12 protein-coding genes, 2 tRNA genes and 1 pseudogene are annotated in these 14,694 nt (G+C 62.1%); 11 read left to right on the top strand and 4 right to left on the bottom strand.

Going from position 1 to position 14,694, the window contains the following annotated elements:
- Positions 1–5 precede the first annotated feature (5 nt).
- A complete protein-coding gene (locus AC07R1_RS15400) occupies positions 6–770 on the top strand; it encodes an ABC transporter ATP-binding protein (protein ID WP_015634391.1) in 765 nt (254 codons plus the stop codon).
- Between the two features lie 52 nt (positions 771–822).
- Here the strand turns inward: AC07R1_RS15400 and AC07R1_RS15395 are convergent, their stop codons facing one another.
- Both AC07R1_RS15395 and dcd read right to left on the bottom strand, forming a co-directional pair.
- Positions 823–1,035, bottom strand: coding sequence for a hypothetical protein (locus AC07R1_RS15395; RefSeq protein ID WP_011059605.1), 213 nt, complete (start codon positions 1,033–1,035; stop codon positions 823–825).
- A gap of 106 nt (positions 1,036–1,141) precedes the next feature.
- Positions 1,142–1,708: a dCTP deaminase gene (gene dcd, locus AC07R1_RS15390; protein WP_011059604.1), complete on the bottom strand. Its 567-nt coding sequence runs from the start codon at positions 1,706–1,708 to the stop codon at positions 1,142–1,144.
- Positions 1,709–2,060: 352 nt separating this feature from the next.
- Between dcd and AC07R1_RS15385 the strand changes: the two genes are divergently transcribed.
- On the top strand, positions 2,061–2,270 hold the full coding sequence (locus AC07R1_RS15385) for a cold-shock protein (RefSeq protein ID WP_002554837.1): 210 nt from the start codon (positions 2,061–2,063) through the stop codon (positions 2,268–2,270).
- A 104-nt stretch (positions 2,271–2,374) separates the two neighbouring features.
- On the opposite strand, the gene AC07R1_RS15380 is transcribed toward AC07R1_RS15385, so the two are convergent.
- The gene (locus AC07R1_RS15380) at positions 2,375–3,382 is read right to left on the bottom strand and encodes a DUF481 domain-containing protein (protein WP_026020131.1); all 1,008 of its coding nucleotides are present in this window, start codon (positions 3,380–3,382) and stop codon (positions 2,375–2,377) included.
- A gap of 161 nt (positions 3,383–3,543) precedes the next feature.
- Between AC07R1_RS15380 and AC07R1_RS15375 the strand changes: the two genes are divergently transcribed.
- From AC07R1_RS15375 to AC07R1_RS15360, 4 genes are all read left to right on the top strand, one after another.
- Positions 3,544–3,897: an MGMT family protein gene (locus AC07R1_RS15375; protein ID WP_015634389.1), complete on the top strand. Its 354-nt coding sequence runs from the start codon at positions 3,544–3,546 to the stop codon at positions 3,895–3,897.
- Between the two features lie 42 nt (positions 3,898–3,939).
- Entirely contained in the window at positions 3,940–5,505 is a 1,566-nt protein-coding gene (locus tag AC07R1_RS15370) for an AmpG family muropeptide MFS transporter (protein WP_011059601.1), read from the top strand.
- A 129-nt stretch (positions 5,506–5,634) separates the two neighbouring features.
- A complete protein-coding gene (locus tag AC07R1_RS15365; RefSeq protein ID WP_019094460.1) occupies positions 5,635–7,350 on the top strand; it encodes a proline--tRNA ligase in 1,716 nt (571 codons plus the stop codon).
- A gap of 17 nt (positions 7,351–7,367) precedes the next feature.
- Positions 7,368–8,321, top strand: a complete 954-nt coding sequence (locus AC07R1_RS15360) for a hypothetical protein (RefSeq protein WP_011059599.1) — start codon at positions 7,368–7,370, stop codon at positions 8,319–8,321.
- 63 nt (positions 8,322–8,384) lie between these two features.
- On the opposite strand, the gene dinB is transcribed toward AC07R1_RS15360, so the two are convergent.
- Entirely contained in the window at positions 8,385–9,452 is a 1,068-nt protein-coding gene (dinB, locus tag AC07R1_RS15355; protein ID WP_495110677.1) for a DNA polymerase IV, read from the bottom strand.
- A 295-nt stretch (positions 9,453–9,747) separates the two neighbouring features.
- Here dinB and AC07R1_RS15350 point away from each other — a divergent pair.
- The 5 genes and pseudogenes from AC07R1_RS15350 to AC07R1_RS15330 all read left to right on the top strand — a co-directional run.
- A tRNA-Met gene (locus AC07R1_RS15350) sits at positions 9,748–9,826 on the top strand.
- A gap of 192 nt (positions 9,827–10,018) precedes the next feature.
- Positions 10,019–10,095, top strand: a tRNA-Met gene (locus AC07R1_RS15345).
- 278 nt (positions 10,096–10,373) lie between these two features.
- Positions 10,374–13,022 (top strand): bifunctional lysylphosphatidylglycerol flippase/synthetase MprF, encoded by a 2,649-nt coding sequence (gene mprF, locus AC07R1_RS15340; protein ID WP_019094458.1) that lies wholly within the window; start codon positions 10,374–10,376, stop codon positions 13,020–13,022.
- A complete protein-coding gene (locus tag AC07R1_RS15335) occupies positions 13,022–14,320 on the top strand; it encodes a virulence factor family protein (protein WP_342401274.1) in 1,299 nt (432 codons plus the stop codon). The genes mprF and AC07R1_RS15335 overlap by 1 nt, the downstream gene beginning before the upstream one ends.
- A gap of 104 nt (positions 14,321–14,424) precedes the next feature.
- A pseudogene (locus AC07R1_RS15330) lies at positions 14,425–14,574 on the top strand (DUF3077 domain-containing protein); the annotation flags it as partial.
- Positions 14,575–14,694: the final 120 nt, after the last annotated feature.

The following is a 14,694-nucleotide window of genomic DNA, read 5'->3' as shown; positions in this document are numbered from 1 at the left end:
CCCCCATGTACAAATTGACCGTTGAAGGCCTGCATAAATGCTATGGCGACAATGAAGTGCTCAAAGGTGTTTCCCTCAAGGCCAGGACCGGCGACGTGATCAGCCTGATCGGCGCCAGCGGCTCGGGCAAGAGCACCTTCCTGCGCTGCATCAACTTTCTCGAAACCCCGGATGACGGCGCCATGAGCCTGGATGGCCAGCAGATCCGCATGGTCAGCGACCGCCACGGCATGCACGTGGCCGACCCGGCCGAGCTGCAGCGGATTCGCACTCGCCTGGCAATGGTGTTCCAGCACTTCAACCTGTGGAGCCACATGACCGTGCTGGAAAACATCACCATGGCCCCGCGCCGGGTGCTGGGGGTCAGCACCAGGGAGGCCGAGGAACGCGCCCGGCGTTACCTGGACAAGGTCGGCCTGCCGGCACGGGTGGCCAGCCAGTACCCGGCGTTTCTATCCGGCGGCCAGCAGCAACGGGTGGCCATCGCCCGGGCCCTGGCCATGGAGCCGGAGGTCATGCTGTTCGACGAACCCACCTCGGCCCTGGACCCGGAGCTGGTAGGCGAGGTGCTCAAGGTGATCCAGGGCCTGGCCGAAGAGGGGCGGACCATGATCATGGTCACCCACGAGATGAGTTTTGCGCGCAAGGTGTCCAGCCAGGTGCTGTTCCTGCACAAGGGCCTGGTGGAAGAAGAAGGGGCTCCGGAGGACGTGCTGGGCAACCCGAAAAGCGAGCGCTTGCAGCAGTTTCTCAGCGGCAACCTGAAGTAACAGCGGTACCGCGCCCGTTCAGGCTCTGGGCCGGGCGGGCGCGGTACGGGCTTCAGGCGACAGGCGCGGGAGGCGGCTCGTCGGGCAGGGTCGGTTCGCCCGGCTCGGTGGGTTCAAGGGGTTGCGGGGAATCGGGATCCGGCTGGCCGGGAATGCCACCGGCCATGCTGACGGGAGGATGCGCCAGCAGGGTCCAGGCCAGTACGCCAACCTGATTGGGTTCCAGCCTGGCCAAGGTGGCACTGATTCGCGGATCTATCTTCATGAGGGCACTCCTGAGCTGTGCCGGGTACGCCTTGCGCGTACCGGCAGTACCTCCAATAGAGTGCCTGCCGGCTCAGGAATTCCCGCTATTCGTCAGACAGACGAACTCAGGTGCGTGGCAGGGTCACGCCACGCTGGCCCTGGTATTTGCCGCCACGGTCCTTGTAGGACACTTCGCACTCTTCGTCCGACTCCAGGAACAGCATCTGCGCCACGCCTTCGTTGGCGTAGATCTTCGCCGGCAAGGTGGTGGTGTTGGAGAACTCCAGGGTCACGTGGCCTTCCCACTCGGGTTCCAGCGGGGTCACGTTGACGATGATGCCGCAACGGGCATAGGTGCTCTTGCCCAGGCAGATGGTCAGCACGTTGCGCGGAATGCGGAAGTACTCGACGGTGCGTGCCAGGGCAAAGGAGTTCGGCGGAATGATGCAGACGTCGCTCTTGATGTCGACGAAGCTCTTTTCATCGAAGTTCTTCGGATCGACAGTGGCCGAATTGATGTTGGTGAACACCTTGAATTCGTCGGCGCAACGCACGTCGTAGCCGTAGCTCGACACCCCGAAGGAGATCAGCCGATCCTGGCCTTCGCCACGCATCTGGCGCTCTACGAAGGGCTCGATCATGCCGTGCTCTTGCGCCATGCGGCGAATCCACTTGTCCGATTTGATGCTCATGGCGGGTGTCCTGAAATAGCGAGGTAAAAAAAAACGGTCTGGCATCTTACCGGGGCGCGAGGTCGGGTTCAAAGTCTGGGACGTTTTTCTCGCCTCACGCCACGATTTTCAAGGGCTGGGCGACGAGCGCCCCGCCGTCAGTCACGAAAACCGAGAAACCTTCGCACTGACCATTGGCACGTTCAGGAAAAAGGGTTAAGGTGGCGCCACTGTGCTGCTTGTGTCACTGAGAATCTCTACACGATGTTGAATTTCGATCCAACCATCTCCAAGAATTTTTCCTGCTCTTTGCACTCAGTCTCGGCCAGGGCTTTTCCTGAGTCGCAGTTAACTTTGTCCAAGGAGATACACCATGTCTAATCGCCAAACCGGTACCGTTAAGTGGTTCAACGATGAAAAAGGCTTCGGCTTCATCACTCCACAATCCGGTGACGACCTGTTCGTACACTTCAAAGCTATCCAATCCGACGGCTTCAAAAGCCTGAAAGAAGGCCAACAGGTTTCTTTCATCGCTACCCGCGGTCAGAAAGGCATGCAAGCTGAAGAAGTTCAAGTTATCTAACTTGTACTGATCCAGTAAAAAAGCCCCGCCCTCAACAGCGGGGCTTTTTTGTGCCCGTCACTTTTGTCGGCGCCCTCGTTGAAAAGGCGCCCATGCGTCCCGGGTTACCAGGTCACGCCAAAGCCCACGGTGTAGCGGGTCTTGTCCAGATCGCTGTCTTCGGTACCGCGGATCAGGTCTTTTTCCGCCTTGAGGTTCAACGAAGCCCAGTCGGTGACCTTGTAGCGCAGCCCCATCTCGGCATCCAGCGCATAGTCGGCCACCCCCGAAAGCGGCCGCCCCACCTCGCCATTGGTGAAGAACTCCACCCGCTTGCCGATCAGGTAACGGTTGTAGTCCCACTTCATCGCCAGGGAATAGAAGTTGTCCTTGCCGCCATCGGCGTACTCGTAATCGGTACGGTTGAGCAGCGAGCCCAGGGAGAACGCACCCAGCTCATCATCCCAGAACTGGTAGCCGGGGCCGGTACCCACCACCCGCTGCCGCGCAAGGTCCTCGACCTTGTCCCGCTTGTAGGTCAGGCGCCCTTCCCAGAACCACTTTTCCGTGATGAAACGGTCCAGAGCGTACTCGGCGCTCCAGTTGTCCGTGGTCACCACATGATCCTGGAACTCACGGTTGTATTCGCCCTGGGCATTGTGGCGCCAGGCCCCGTGACGCGCCGAGGTCTTGAAGTCGATGTCGTAGTCATCGGTGTTCTTTTCGGCGCGCTTGTAGTCCATGGCCACATCGACGTTGCCTTTCCAGACCATGTCTTCCACCAGCGGCTTGGGCTTCATGATCTGCTGGATGCTCGCCAGCTCCACCGTCTTGGGCGCCTCGCCGTTGGCCAGGATCACCTTGCCTTCGTCCGCCGCCTGCAGCGACTTGGCCTTCTCCCCGGTGTAGGCATCCTGCTTGACCAGCAGCTCCTGGTCGCTCTCCAGAGTCTTGACCTGCTTCCAGTCAATATTGATGGCGCCGCCATAGTCGGTCTGGATCAACAGCTTGCCGCCGTCGAACACCTTGATCTTGCCACTCAGGCGATCACCGTTCTTCAACCACACGGTATCGGCCAATACAGGCATGGAGGCGCTGAGCACCGCGAAACACAGCAAAGTTCTAGGCAACATAAGCAATAGAGGACTCGATCTTGCGAAAAAAAACGGCATTATTCCTGCTGAACAAGCCTTAGTCAGGACTGACCCGGGTATTGAGAGTGAGTTCAATACTCATCCGGCTTTGATCACCACAGCCGACCAGCGTCCCTCCTCTATTATCTGGAACCGCGAATGTGACCGAACACAGCGAAGAGCCGCAAAGCCCTGCACAGATCCGACGTACGGCGCTGTACCTGACCCTGGCCCAGGTCCCCGAAGGCAGGGTGGTGAGCTACGGCCAACTGGCGGAGATGGCAGGCCTGGGACGGGCGGCACGCTGGGTCGGGCGCACCCTCAGCCAGTTACCCGCCGACACCAGCCTGCCCTGGCATCGAGTGCTCGGCGCCGGTGGTCGCCTGAGCTTGCCGGCCGGCAGTCCCTCGGGCGACGAACAGCGGGCCAGACTGCGTGGCGAAGGTGTCTCTATCCTGAACAATCGCGTGGATATTCAGCGCCATGGCTGGCGCCCGGTGGAGCACAGCGGTTAGAGTGCGCGCTTTGTTTCCGTAATCTGAGGCAGACTTCAGCCCATGCCCCGTAAAACCTGGCGCGCCGCACTTGCCGCCTATGCCAGCCCCTCGACGCTCGTGCTGTTGCTGCTTGGTTTCGCCGCCGGCATGCCTTACATGCTGGTGTTCTCGACTCTTTCGGTGTGGTTGCGCGAGGCCGGTGTGGCCCGTGAAACCATCGGTTATGCCAGCCTGATCGGCCTGGCCTATGCCTTCAAGTGGGTATGGTCGCCCCTGCTCGACCAATGGCGCCTGCCCCTCCTGGGCAAGCTCGGTCGACGTCGTTCCTGGCTGGTGCTGGCGCAGACCCTGGTGATTCTCGGCCTGATCGGCATGGGTTTCTGCGACCCGCAAAAGCACCTTTCCTGGCTGATTGCCATTGCGGTGATCGTGGCATTCGCCTCGGCCACCCAGGACATCGCCATCGACGCCTACCGCCTGGAAATCGCCGACGACAGCCGCCAGGCCGCCCTGGCAGCCAGTTACATGTCCGGCTATCGAGTTGCCGTGCTGCTGGCCACTGCCGGCGCACTGTTTTTCGCCGAGGGCTTCGGTTCCACCGGTTTCAGCTACAAGCACTCGGCCTGGACCGGCACCTACGTGCTGTTCGGGGTCCTGATGATCCCGGCCCTGATCACCACCTTGCTGATGCGTGAACCCGCGGTGCCGCTGCGCACCCAACTGTCCGCCGGGCGCTACAGCTTCGCTCACCAGTTGATCTCGGTATTCGTGCTGATCGTGCTACTGGTTTCCGTTCCCGCAACCTTCACCCAGCTGTACAACACCGACTTCGCCAGCGTGATCTTCGACGGCGTCAGCCTGCTGGACCTGCTGCTGGAAGACCGCGCCTTCCTGCGGGCCATCCTCTACATCACACTCAGCACCCTGTGCCTCTCGGCCATGGGCCGCCGGGGCCTGGCGCCGGTGCTGACGCCGGTCAACGACTTCATCCTGCGCTATCGCTGGCAAGCCTTTCTGCTATTGGGGCTGATTGCCACCTATCGCATGTCGGACACGGTCATGGGCGTCATGGCCAACGTGTTCTACATCGACCAGGGTTTCACCAAAGACCAGATCGCCGGGGTCAGCAAGATCTTCGGGCTGATCATGACCCTGCTCGGCGCCGGCATGGGCGGCCTGCTGATCGTGCGGTTCGGCATCCTGCCGATCCTGTTCATCGGCGGCGCCGCATCGGCCGGGACCAACCTGCTGTTCCTCATGCTTGCCGACATGGGCCCGAACCTGAAGATGCTGATCGTCACCATTTCCCTGGACAACTTCAGTTCAGGCATGGCCACTTCAGCCTTTGTCGCCTACCTGTCGAGCCTGACCAACCTCAAGTTCTCCGCCACCCAGTACGCCCTGCTCAGTTCCATCATGCTGCTGCTGCCGCGTCTGATCGGCGGCTATTCCGGGGTCATGGTGGAAAAGTTCGGCTATCACGACTTCTTTCTCATCACCGCGATCCTCGGGGTGCCGACACTGATCCTGATCGCCATTCACTGGTTCCAGGAGAGCCGCCGCGCCGGGCCGAAACCCGAGCCCGAAAGCTCCGCCAACAGCACCGCAGTCGGCGAAGAATCCTAGAAAATCCCGGGGGTTGCGCACTTTTCGCAGTAGCCCCCGCCCCCTCCGAGCGCAATCCTGTACGCCAGCGGAACTCGCCCGTACAATGCTCCGTCACTTCCAGTCTTCAGCAACCGACAACGGCCTACCATGCGCACCAGTCAATATTTGCTCGCCACACAGAAAGAAACGCCTTCCGACGCGGTCGTGATCAGCCATCAGCTGATGCTGCGCGCCGGCATGATCCGTAAACTGGCTTCCGGCCTGTACACCTGGCTGCCGATGGGCTTGCGGGTGATGCGCAAGGTTGAAGCCATCGTTCGCGAAGAAATGAACGCCGCGGGCGCGCTTGAAGTGTTGATGCCGAGCACTCAGCCGGCTGAGCTGTGGCAGGAATCCGGTCGCTGGGAAGAATACGGCCCGGAGCTGCTGCGCTTCAAAGACCGTCACGGTCGCGATTTCTGCGCCGGCCCGACCCACGAAGAAGTGATCACCGATCTGGCTCGCAACGAGCTGAGCAGCTACAAGCAGCTGCCGCTGAACCTGTACCAGATCCAGACCAAATTCCGCGATGAAATCCGCCCACGCTTCGGTCTGATGCGCGGCCGCGAGTTCATCATGAAGGACGCCTACTCCTTCCACGCCGACCAGGCGTCCTTGCAGGTCACCTACGACCGCATGCACCAGGCTTATTGCAATGTCTTCACCCGCCTGGGCCTGAAGTTCCGCCCGGTTGAAGCGGACAACGGCTCCATCGGCGGCGCCGGCTCCCACGAATTCCACGTGCTGGCCGAATCCGGTGAAGACGATATCGTCTTCAGCAACGGCTCCGACTACGCGGCGAACATCGAGAAGGCCGAGGCCGTGCCTCGCGAAACCTCGCGCCCAGCGCCAGCCGAAGAACTGCGCCTGGTCGATACGCCAGACACCAAGACCATTGCCGCGCTGGTGGAAAAATTCAATCTGCCGATTGAAAAGACCATCAAGACCCTGATCGTCCACGCCGAAGAGCCAGGCAAGCTGATTGCCCTGATCATCCGTGGCGACCACGAACTCAACGAAATCAAGGCCGCCAACCAGCCTGGCGTTGCCAGCCCGCTGGTCATGGCGTCCGATGCCGAACTGCGTGACGCCATTGGCGCCGGCGCCGGTTCCCTCGGCCCGCTGAACCTGCCGCTGCCGATCATCATCGACCGCTCGGTCGAGCTGATGAGCGACTTCGGTATCGGTGCGAACATCGACGACAAGCACTACTTCGGCGTCAACTGGGAACGCGATCTTCCGGTTCCGACCGTGGCCGACCTGCGTAACGTGGTGGCCGGCGACCCGAGCCCGGACGGCCAGGGCACCCTGGAAATCAAGCGCGGCATCGAAGTCGGGCACATCTTCCAGCTGGGCAACAAGTACAGCAAGGCGATGAAGTGCGAAGTGCTGGGCGAAAACGGCAAGCCGGTGACCCTGGAAATGGGTTGCTACGGCATTGGCGTATCCCGTGTGGTGGCTGCTGCCATCGAGCAGAACAACGATGCCAACGGCATCATCTGGAGCGACACCCTGGCGCCGTTCCAGATTGCCCTGGTGCCACTGCGCTACGAAACCGAGCAGGTTCGCGAAGCCACCGACAAGCTCTACGCGGAACTCACCGCTGCCGGCTTCGAAGTGCTGCTGGACGATCGTGACAAGAAGACCAGCCCGGGCATCAAGTTCGCGGACATGGAGCTGATCGGCATTCCTCACCGGATCGTGGTCAGCGACCGCGGCCTCGCCGAAGGCAACCTGGAATACAAGAGCCGTACCGAAGCCGAGGCGCAAGCACTGCCCGTGGCCGACGTGCTGTCCTTCCTTCAAGCCCGTATCCGTCGCTGAAACCAGATAGAGAAGTCATGTTCAAGCGAAACACCTTAAGCCTCGGGGGCGCCGCTTTATGCGGCGCCCTGCTGGTCAGCGGCTGTGCCAACCAGATGTCGCAACGCAGCGAACACGAGGAACGTGTCGAGCGCAAACTGCTCGATCACAGCCTGCAGATCGATGTCGGTGAGCCTAAGGTGCTTGAGCTGCCGCAACGCCGAGTGCGCATTCACGAACAGAAGACCTTCGAAGTCACCGAGTTCGAGGTCACCCGCCGCTACGATCGCTACACGCCCTACCAACCCTGGCGCGAGATCTACGAGATCCCGCTGGGCGCGGTGGCACTGGTGGCGGGCGTCGGGGCCAATGTGGTCAATGTGTTCGCCCTGGGCAACCTGCCGGACAGCGTGACCAAGGACTGGATCAGCTACGGCGTGTCCGGACTCAACCCGTTCATGAACATGCCCTCCCATGGCCGTGCCCAGCAGAACCTGGCAGCCATCGATGAAGTCCAGCGCGACAAGCGCCTGGAGTATTCGAGCCTGCCATGGAGCGAGCGTCCGGTGCAGGTCAAGGCCGGCAAGCAGACCTACGAGCTGAGCACCGACCGCAATGGCGTGCTGCGCTTGAACCTGCTGGACAATCCGTTTTCCGAGCAGGACCTGAATCACATCGGCAAGCTGCAGATCAGTGTCGAAGACGCTCAGGACGAAGTGCATTCGGACTCCTCCCTGAGCATCAGCAGCGGCCTGCGCAGCAAGTTGCAGGAAGCCCATGCACTGATCTACGACGACCTGGAAGATGATGAGGTGAGCCAGTGGGTGCACCGGGTCAAGCGCCTGTCGGAGCTGGGCCTGGAGGAAGAAGCCAGCGAACTGGAGCAAAGCCTGATCGAGCTGACCCGCAACGATCCGGAGCTGCAGAACGAGTTCCTCAAGTCCCTGACCAAGAATGCCGGCCGCCTGGTGGCCGACCCCGGCAGCAACTGACCCCCGTAGGAGCCGGCTTGCCGGCGAAAGCGATGCCTCGGATGGATCGCAACCGGCCAGCCCCTACCCCCCCCCTCGAAACAGCTCCAGCTGTTCATGAGCGCCGCGCATATCCTGCAGACGCACGCCAATTCCCAGCAGGCGCACCGGCTTGCCGCCGCGCTTGAAGGCCTGGGTCAGCAATTGCCGATAACTCTCCAGGTCACGCCCCGCCCCCGCCTGTTCCAGGGTGGTCTGGGTAAAATCATGAAACTTCACTTTGACGAAAGGCTTGCCCGGCCGGTAGCTGCTGTCTATGCGCGCCATGCGCCCCGCCAGGATCTCCATCAGTTCCGGCAACTTCTGCAGGCAACTGTCCAGATCCGGCAGGTCCACGTCGTAGGTATTCTCCACGCTGATCGACTGCCGCCGGCTATCGTTCTGCACTGGCCGCTCATCGATGCCCCGGGCCAGGCTCCACAGGCGCTCGCCAAAACTGCCGAACTCGCGCACCAGCGCCAGCTTGCTCCAGCCCCGCAATTGCAGGCAGTCGACAATGCCCAGGCGCCCCAGCTTGTCCGCCGTGACCTTGCCCACACCGTGCAGCTTGCTTACTGGCAGCTCGGAGACGAAATCCTCCACTTGGTCAGGGGTGATCACAAACAGGCCGTTGGGCTTTTTCCAGTCACTGGCGATTTTCGCCAGGAATTTGTTCGGCGCCACCCCGGCCGACACGGTGATGTGCAACTGATTGGAAACCCGACGGCGAATGTCCTGGGCGATACGCGTGGCGCTGCCGGCAAAGCTCGGGCTTTCGGAAACATCCAGGTAGGCCTCGTCCAGCGACAGGGGTTCGATCAGGTCGGTGTAGTCGCGAAAGATCGTATGGATCTCTTTGGAAGCTTCCCGATAGGCCTCCATGCGCGGCTTGACGATCACCAGGTCCGGGCACAGGGTCAGGGCGTGCCGGGAGGACATGGCCGAGCGCACCCCATAGGCCCGCGCCTCATAATTGCAGGTAGCAATCACCCCACGTCGATCCGCAGACCCGCCCACCGCCAGCGGCTTGCTGGCCAGGTGCGGGGCATCGCGCATTTCGATGGCGGCGTAGAAGCAATCGCAGTCAATGTGGATGATTTTGCGCTGCATCATATAAAGGCAGAGATCATGAAAGGCACAGGTCGCAATGAAAGCAGAAGGCAAGTATCTACCGACACCTGTATATAGCACCAGTACCTTGCATCTTCGCGCTGATCTTCATCAGGCCCGGCTGAATTTATTTGCTCAATGACAACAACACCTTCAATAGAGCTGCAAGCCCCGTTCTAGCTAGGCCCGAGCCTTCCGAAAAGCCCCTTCAAGGAAGCTAAGCGATTGAACCGGAAGCAATTTTCAAAATTTAATGATTGACAGGATCTGCCAGCTCTGTAGAATTCGGCCACACAGACGCGGGATGGAGCAGTGTCTGGTAGCTCGTCGGGCTCATAACCCGAAGGTCGTCGGTTCAAATCCGGCTCCCGCAACCAAACATCAAAAAAGGCTACTCGAAAGAGTGGCCTTTTTTGTGCGCGCGTGTTTTTCCCTACCTTCACGCCCTGTAAAACTCCTTGCAGGTCCATGACTTAAGTCGGCCAGCCAGGTTTTCGACGTTAATTTGACCTCTGGGACCATTAACGGTTGACACTCGGTCGTTCGCCTGTAGAATGCCGCCACACAGACGCGGGATGGAGCAGTCTGGTAGCTCGTCGGGCTCATAACCCGAAGGTCGTCGGTTCAAATCCGGCTCCCGCAACCAAACATCAAAAAAGGCTGCTCGAAAGAGTGGCCTTTTTTGTATCTGTTGAAAAAGTCCTTTGGCAACAATGATCTGGCAATGTGTTGCGAACCTTTAGCAGCGCGTCGACTCTTCACCATGCAAGCTATGCTCTGTCTCGGGGCAACCACCTTGCGTTGATCGCGCAGGCTCGCCGGGCCACGGTGAGACGCGTTAATATTTGAAATTATTTTTTCTACAGGGATTGGTAACTTGGCTGGATACCCCCATCCTGTCGCGCACAATCCACGAGGTGATTGATGCGCGCCAACATGTCTGATTCACAAGACGCCGATACCGCTACCGCCACTCAACCCATTACAGTCACTCGCTTGCGCTGGCTGGACCTGTTGAGCAAATACCGCCAGCCGCTGGGCCTGGCCGTGACCCTGCTGCTGTTCGCCATTGCCCTGATCGCCTGTCGCCACCTGCTCAGCGAGCTGGATTTCTACGCACTGCACGACTCGATCCTCGACGTGCCCAAGCCGGCCCTGCTCGGCGCCCTGGGCGCGACCATCGTCGGCTTCATCATCCTGCTGGGCTACGAGTGGTCCGCCAGCCGCTATGCCGGGGTCAACCTGCCCGGCCGCACCCTGGCCCTGGGCGGCTTCACGGCCTTCGCCATCGGCAATGCCATAGGCCTGTCGCTGCTCTCCGGCGGTTCAGTGCGCTACCGGCTGTACGCCCGCCATGGGCTGGGGGCCGCCGATGTGGCCCACATGACCCTGTTCGCCAGCCTGTCCCTGGGCTGTGCCCTGCCTCCGCTGGCAGCCCTGGCCACACTGAGCAACCTGCCGGCAGCCTCCGCGGCCCTGCGCCTGCCGGAAAGCCTGCTGGCGGGTATCGCCCTGGCCATCCTGGTGCTGGGAGCGGTGCTGGCCATCGGCATCTATCGCCGGCGCCTGCCGGAACAGCCTCTGCGCGACAACCTGCTGGTGCGCGTCGGCCGCCGTACCCTGCGCCTGCCCGGGCGTCGCCTGACCTTCCTGCAACTGATCATCACCGCCCTGGACGTCGCCGCAGCCGCCACCGTACTTTATCTGCTGCTGCCCGAAGCGCCGCCGTTCGGCGCCTTCCTGCTGGTGTACCTGCTGGCCTTGGCCGCAGGTGTGCTCAGCCACGTGCCCGGTGGCGTCGGGGTGTTCGAAGCCATCCTGCTGGCGGCCTTCGCCGACAAGCTCGGTGCCGCGCCCCTGGCTGCGGCACTGCTGTTGTACCGATTGATCTACGTGGTGCTGCCGATGCTGGTGGCCTGCGTCCTGCTGCTGATCAACGAAGCCCAGCGCCTGTTCCAGACCCGCCAATCGCTGCGGGTGGCGTCCGGCCTGGCCGCTCCAATCCTCGCGGTGCTGGTGTTCCTCTCCGGTGTGGTGCTGCTGTTTTCCGGCGCCACCCCGGAAATCGATACCCGCCTGCAACACATCGGTTTCCTGATTCCCCATCGCCTGGTGGATGCCTCGCACTTCGGCGCCAGCCTGATCGGCGTGCTCTGCCTGCTGCTGGCCCAGGGCCTGCGCCGGCGCCTGTCGGCGGCCTGGATGCTGACCACCATTCTCTTGCTGGTGGGTGCCCTGCTCTCCCTGCTCAAGGGTTTTGACTGGGAAGAAGCCTGCCTGATGACCCTCACCGCCAGCCTGCTGGCCGTGTTCCGCCGCTCGTTCTATCGCCCCAGCCGCCTCACCGAACTGCCGTTCTCGCCGCTGTACCTGGTGGCCAGCGTCTGCGTGCTGGGGGCTTCCATCTGGCTGCTGCTGTTCGCCTATCAGGACGTGCCCTACAGCCATCAGCTGTGGTGGCAGTTCACTCTCGACGCCGACGCCCCCCGTGGCCTGCGCTCGCTGCTGGGCGCCGCGGTGCTGCTGCTGGTGGTGTCCCTGACCTGGCTGCTGCGCACCGCGCGCCCGGTGATCCACCTGCCCACCAGCGAGGAGCTGGACAAAGCTGCGAAGATCCTAATGGCCTCGTCCCAACCCGATGGCGGCCTGGCCCTGACCGGCGACAAGGCGCTGCTGTTCCACCCCAACGACGACGCCTTCCTCATGTACGCCCGCCGCGGCCGCAGCCTGGTGGCGCTGTACGACCCCATTGGCCCGACCCAGCAACGCGCGGAAATGATCTGGCAGTTCCGCGACCTGTGCGACGTGCACCACGCGCGCCCGGTGTTCTACCAGGTACGGGCGGAGAACCTGCCCTACTACATGGACATCGGCCTGACCGCGATCAAGCTCGGCGAAGAAGCCCGGGTCGACTTGCAGCGCTTTGATCTCGAAGCCAAGGGCAAGGAGATGAAGGACCTGCGCTACACCTGGAACCGTGGCACCCGCGACGGCCTGTCGCTGGAGATCCACGAGCCGGGCCAAGCACCGATGGACGAGCTGAAAGTGATCTCCGACGCCTGGCTCACCGGCAAGAATGTCCGCGAGAAAGGCTTCTCCCTGGGCCGCTTCAGCGACGACTATCTCAAGCACTTCCGCATCGCCATCATTCGTTTTGAAGGGCGCCCGGTGGCCTTCGCCAACCTGCTCGAGACCTACAGCCACGACCTGGCCAGCCTCGACCTGATGCGCGCGCACCCGGACGCGCCGAAGCTGACCATGGAGTTCATGATGGTCGGCCTGATCCAGCATTATAAAAATCATGGATATGCCCGCTTCAGCCTGGGGATGGTGCCGTTGTCCGGCCTGCAACCACGGCGTGGCGCACCGCTGACCCAGCGCCTGGGCTCGATGGTGTTCCGCCGTGGCGAACAGCTGTACAACTTCCAGGGCCTGCGCCGTTTCAAAGACAAGTTCCAGCCTGACTGGGAACCCCGTTACATGGCCGTGCCGGCAGGGCTGGACCCGCTGGTTGCACTGGCCGACACTGCCGCCCTGATCGCAGGCGGCTTGACTGGATTGGTGAAACGCTAATGATTCAACGCTCTTGGCGGTACCTGCTGGCGACCCTGGTGGTGCTGGCTCTGATTGCAGGTGGCGGCTACTGGTGGTGGAACCGCCCCGCTCCCGAACCGACCCTGGAACAACTGACTCAGGCCGACGGCTCGACCCTGACCCGCGTGACCCCAGGTACCCAGGCCAAGGCCCGGGTAGTGGTGGCAGTGCTGCCTGACGCGACCCTGACCGACAAGCAACTGCTGGCCCTGAGCCGCAGCGGCGCGGCGCAGATCGTCCAGGTGGTCCTGCCCAAGGACGACTGCAAGCTGCAGGAACAAGCCCTGCAAAGCGCCCTGCCGCAACTCGCCGGCCCGGCCACCCTGGTCAGCGGCATCGGCCCGGGCGCAGCCCTGGCCTGGCGCTGGATCGCCAGCCAGAACGACGACAAGGCCCAGGCCGTGTCGGTAGGCTTCACCATCAACCCGGCGCCCGGCTGCACCGATCCCTTGCCCAAGACCCTGGCCCACGGCCATTGGCTGGTGGCCTGGAACGACAACCCGGATGACGAAAGCGCCGGCTTCGTGCGTGATACCCCCAACGCCACCACCAGCATCAGCGACTACGACATCCACCTGCCCCAGGTGCTGAACAACGAGTTGCGCAAGCTGCTGGTGGGTTCGGAAAACGGCGGCCTGAGCATCCCCGTGGTGGAAGTGCCGGCCGGCCAGGCCAAGGACACCGTGACCCTGTTCCTCTCCGGCGACGGCGGCTGGCGCGACCTGGACCGCGACGTGGCCGGCGAGATGGCCAAGATCGGCTACCCGGTGGTGGGCATCGACACCCTGCGCTACTACTGGCAGCACAAGACCCCGGAACAGAGCGCCATCGACCTCACCGAGCTGATGCAGCACTACCGGCAGAAATGGGGCACCAAGCGCTTCGTGCTGACCGGCTACTCCTTCGGCGCCGACGTGCTGCCTGCCATCTACAACCGCCTGCCGGAAGCCGAGCAGCAGCGTGTCGACGCCATTATCCTGCTGGCCTTCGCCCGCACCGGCAGCTTCGAGATTGAAGTCGAAGGCTGGCTGGGCAACGCCGGCAAGGAAGCCGCCACCGGCCCGGAAATGGCCAAGCTGCCGGCCGCCAAGGTGGTGTGCATCTACGGCGTGGAAGAGGTCGATGAAAGCGGTTGCACCGACAAGACCGCCGTTGGTGAAGCCATGAAGCTGCCAGGGGGCCATCACTTCGATGAGAACTACCCGGCACTGGCCAAGCGCCTGGTGGATGCCATCGAGAAGCGTCAGGCCAAGGATCAGGCCACCGCTCAAGAGTGAGCCGAGCCTCGCCCGACAAAGCCCCCGCAGCCTCAGGTTGCGGGGGCTTTTTTACATCGACGGTACAAATGCCCTCACTGAGTGGGGACGGATTAGGTTGGTGGGAAGCCTCCGACCTGCCGCCCCTGGCCAAGGCCTTTGCCAAGGACGCCGCCTACAGCAAGGACAGCGATCGTCACGCCTGGGCAGCGTACTACCTGAGCGCCATGGGCAAGGCGGTGGTGGACGATGTGGTGCAGGCGTTAGCCGCGTAACGACCAAGGGCGATCTCGGGGCCGGTGAGCTTCGGGAGAAACCGTCCCGTCATTAGCATCGATATCGATGGCCGGTCCGTTATCGCGAGCAAGCTCGCTCCTACAGGGCCGTGAAACGAA

It is taken from the genome of Pseudomonas sp. GW821-FHT07F01 (genome assembly GCF_059418825.1).
This window is presented reverse-complemented; position numbering and strand designations above follow the sequence as displayed.

Bases quoted from the DNA above. Each gene is read 5' to 3' on its own strand.
- AC07R1_RS15400 (WP_015634391.1), top strand. From the start codon at position 6: ATGTACAAATTGACCGTTGAAGGCCTGCATAAATGCTATGGCGACAAT.
- AC07R1_RS15395 (WP_011059605.1), bottom strand. From the start codon at position 1,035: ATGAAGATAGATCCGCGAATCAGTGCCACCTTGGCCAGGCTGGAACCC.
- dcd (WP_011059604.1), bottom strand. From the start codon at position 1,708: ATGAGCATCAAATCGGACAAGTGGATTCGCCGCATGGCGCAAGAGCAC.
- AC07R1_RS15385 (WP_002554837.1), top strand. From the start codon at position 2,061: ATGTCTAATCGCCAAACCGGTACCGTTAAGTGGTTCAACGATGAAAAA.
- AC07R1_RS15380 (WP_026020131.1), bottom strand. From the start codon at position 3,382: ATGTTGCCTAGAACTTTGCTGTGTTTCGCGGTGCTCAGCGCCTCCATG.
- AC07R1_RS15370 (WP_011059601.1), top strand. From the start codon at position 3,940: ATGCCCCGTAAAACCTGGCGCGCCGCACTTGCCGCCTATGCCAGCCCC.
- AC07R1_RS15365 (WP_019094460.1), top strand. From the start codon at position 5,635: ATGCGCACCAGTCAATATTTGCTCGCCACACAGAAAGAAACGCCTTCC.
- AC07R1_RS15360 (WP_011059599.1), top strand. From the start codon at position 7,368: ATGTTCAAGCGAAACACCTTAAGCCTCGGGGGCGCCGCTTTATGCGGC.
- dinB (WP_495110677.1), bottom strand. From the start codon at position 9,452: ATGATGCAGCGCAAAATCATCCACATTGACTGCGATTGCTTCTACGCC.
- mprF (WP_019094458.1), top strand. From the start codon at position 10,374: ATGCGCGCCAACATGTCTGATTCACAAGACGCCGATACCGCTACCGCC.
- AC07R1_RS15335 (WP_342401274.1), top strand. From the start codon at position 13,022: ATGATTCAACGCTCTTGGCGGTACCTGCTGGCGACCCTGGTGGTGCTG.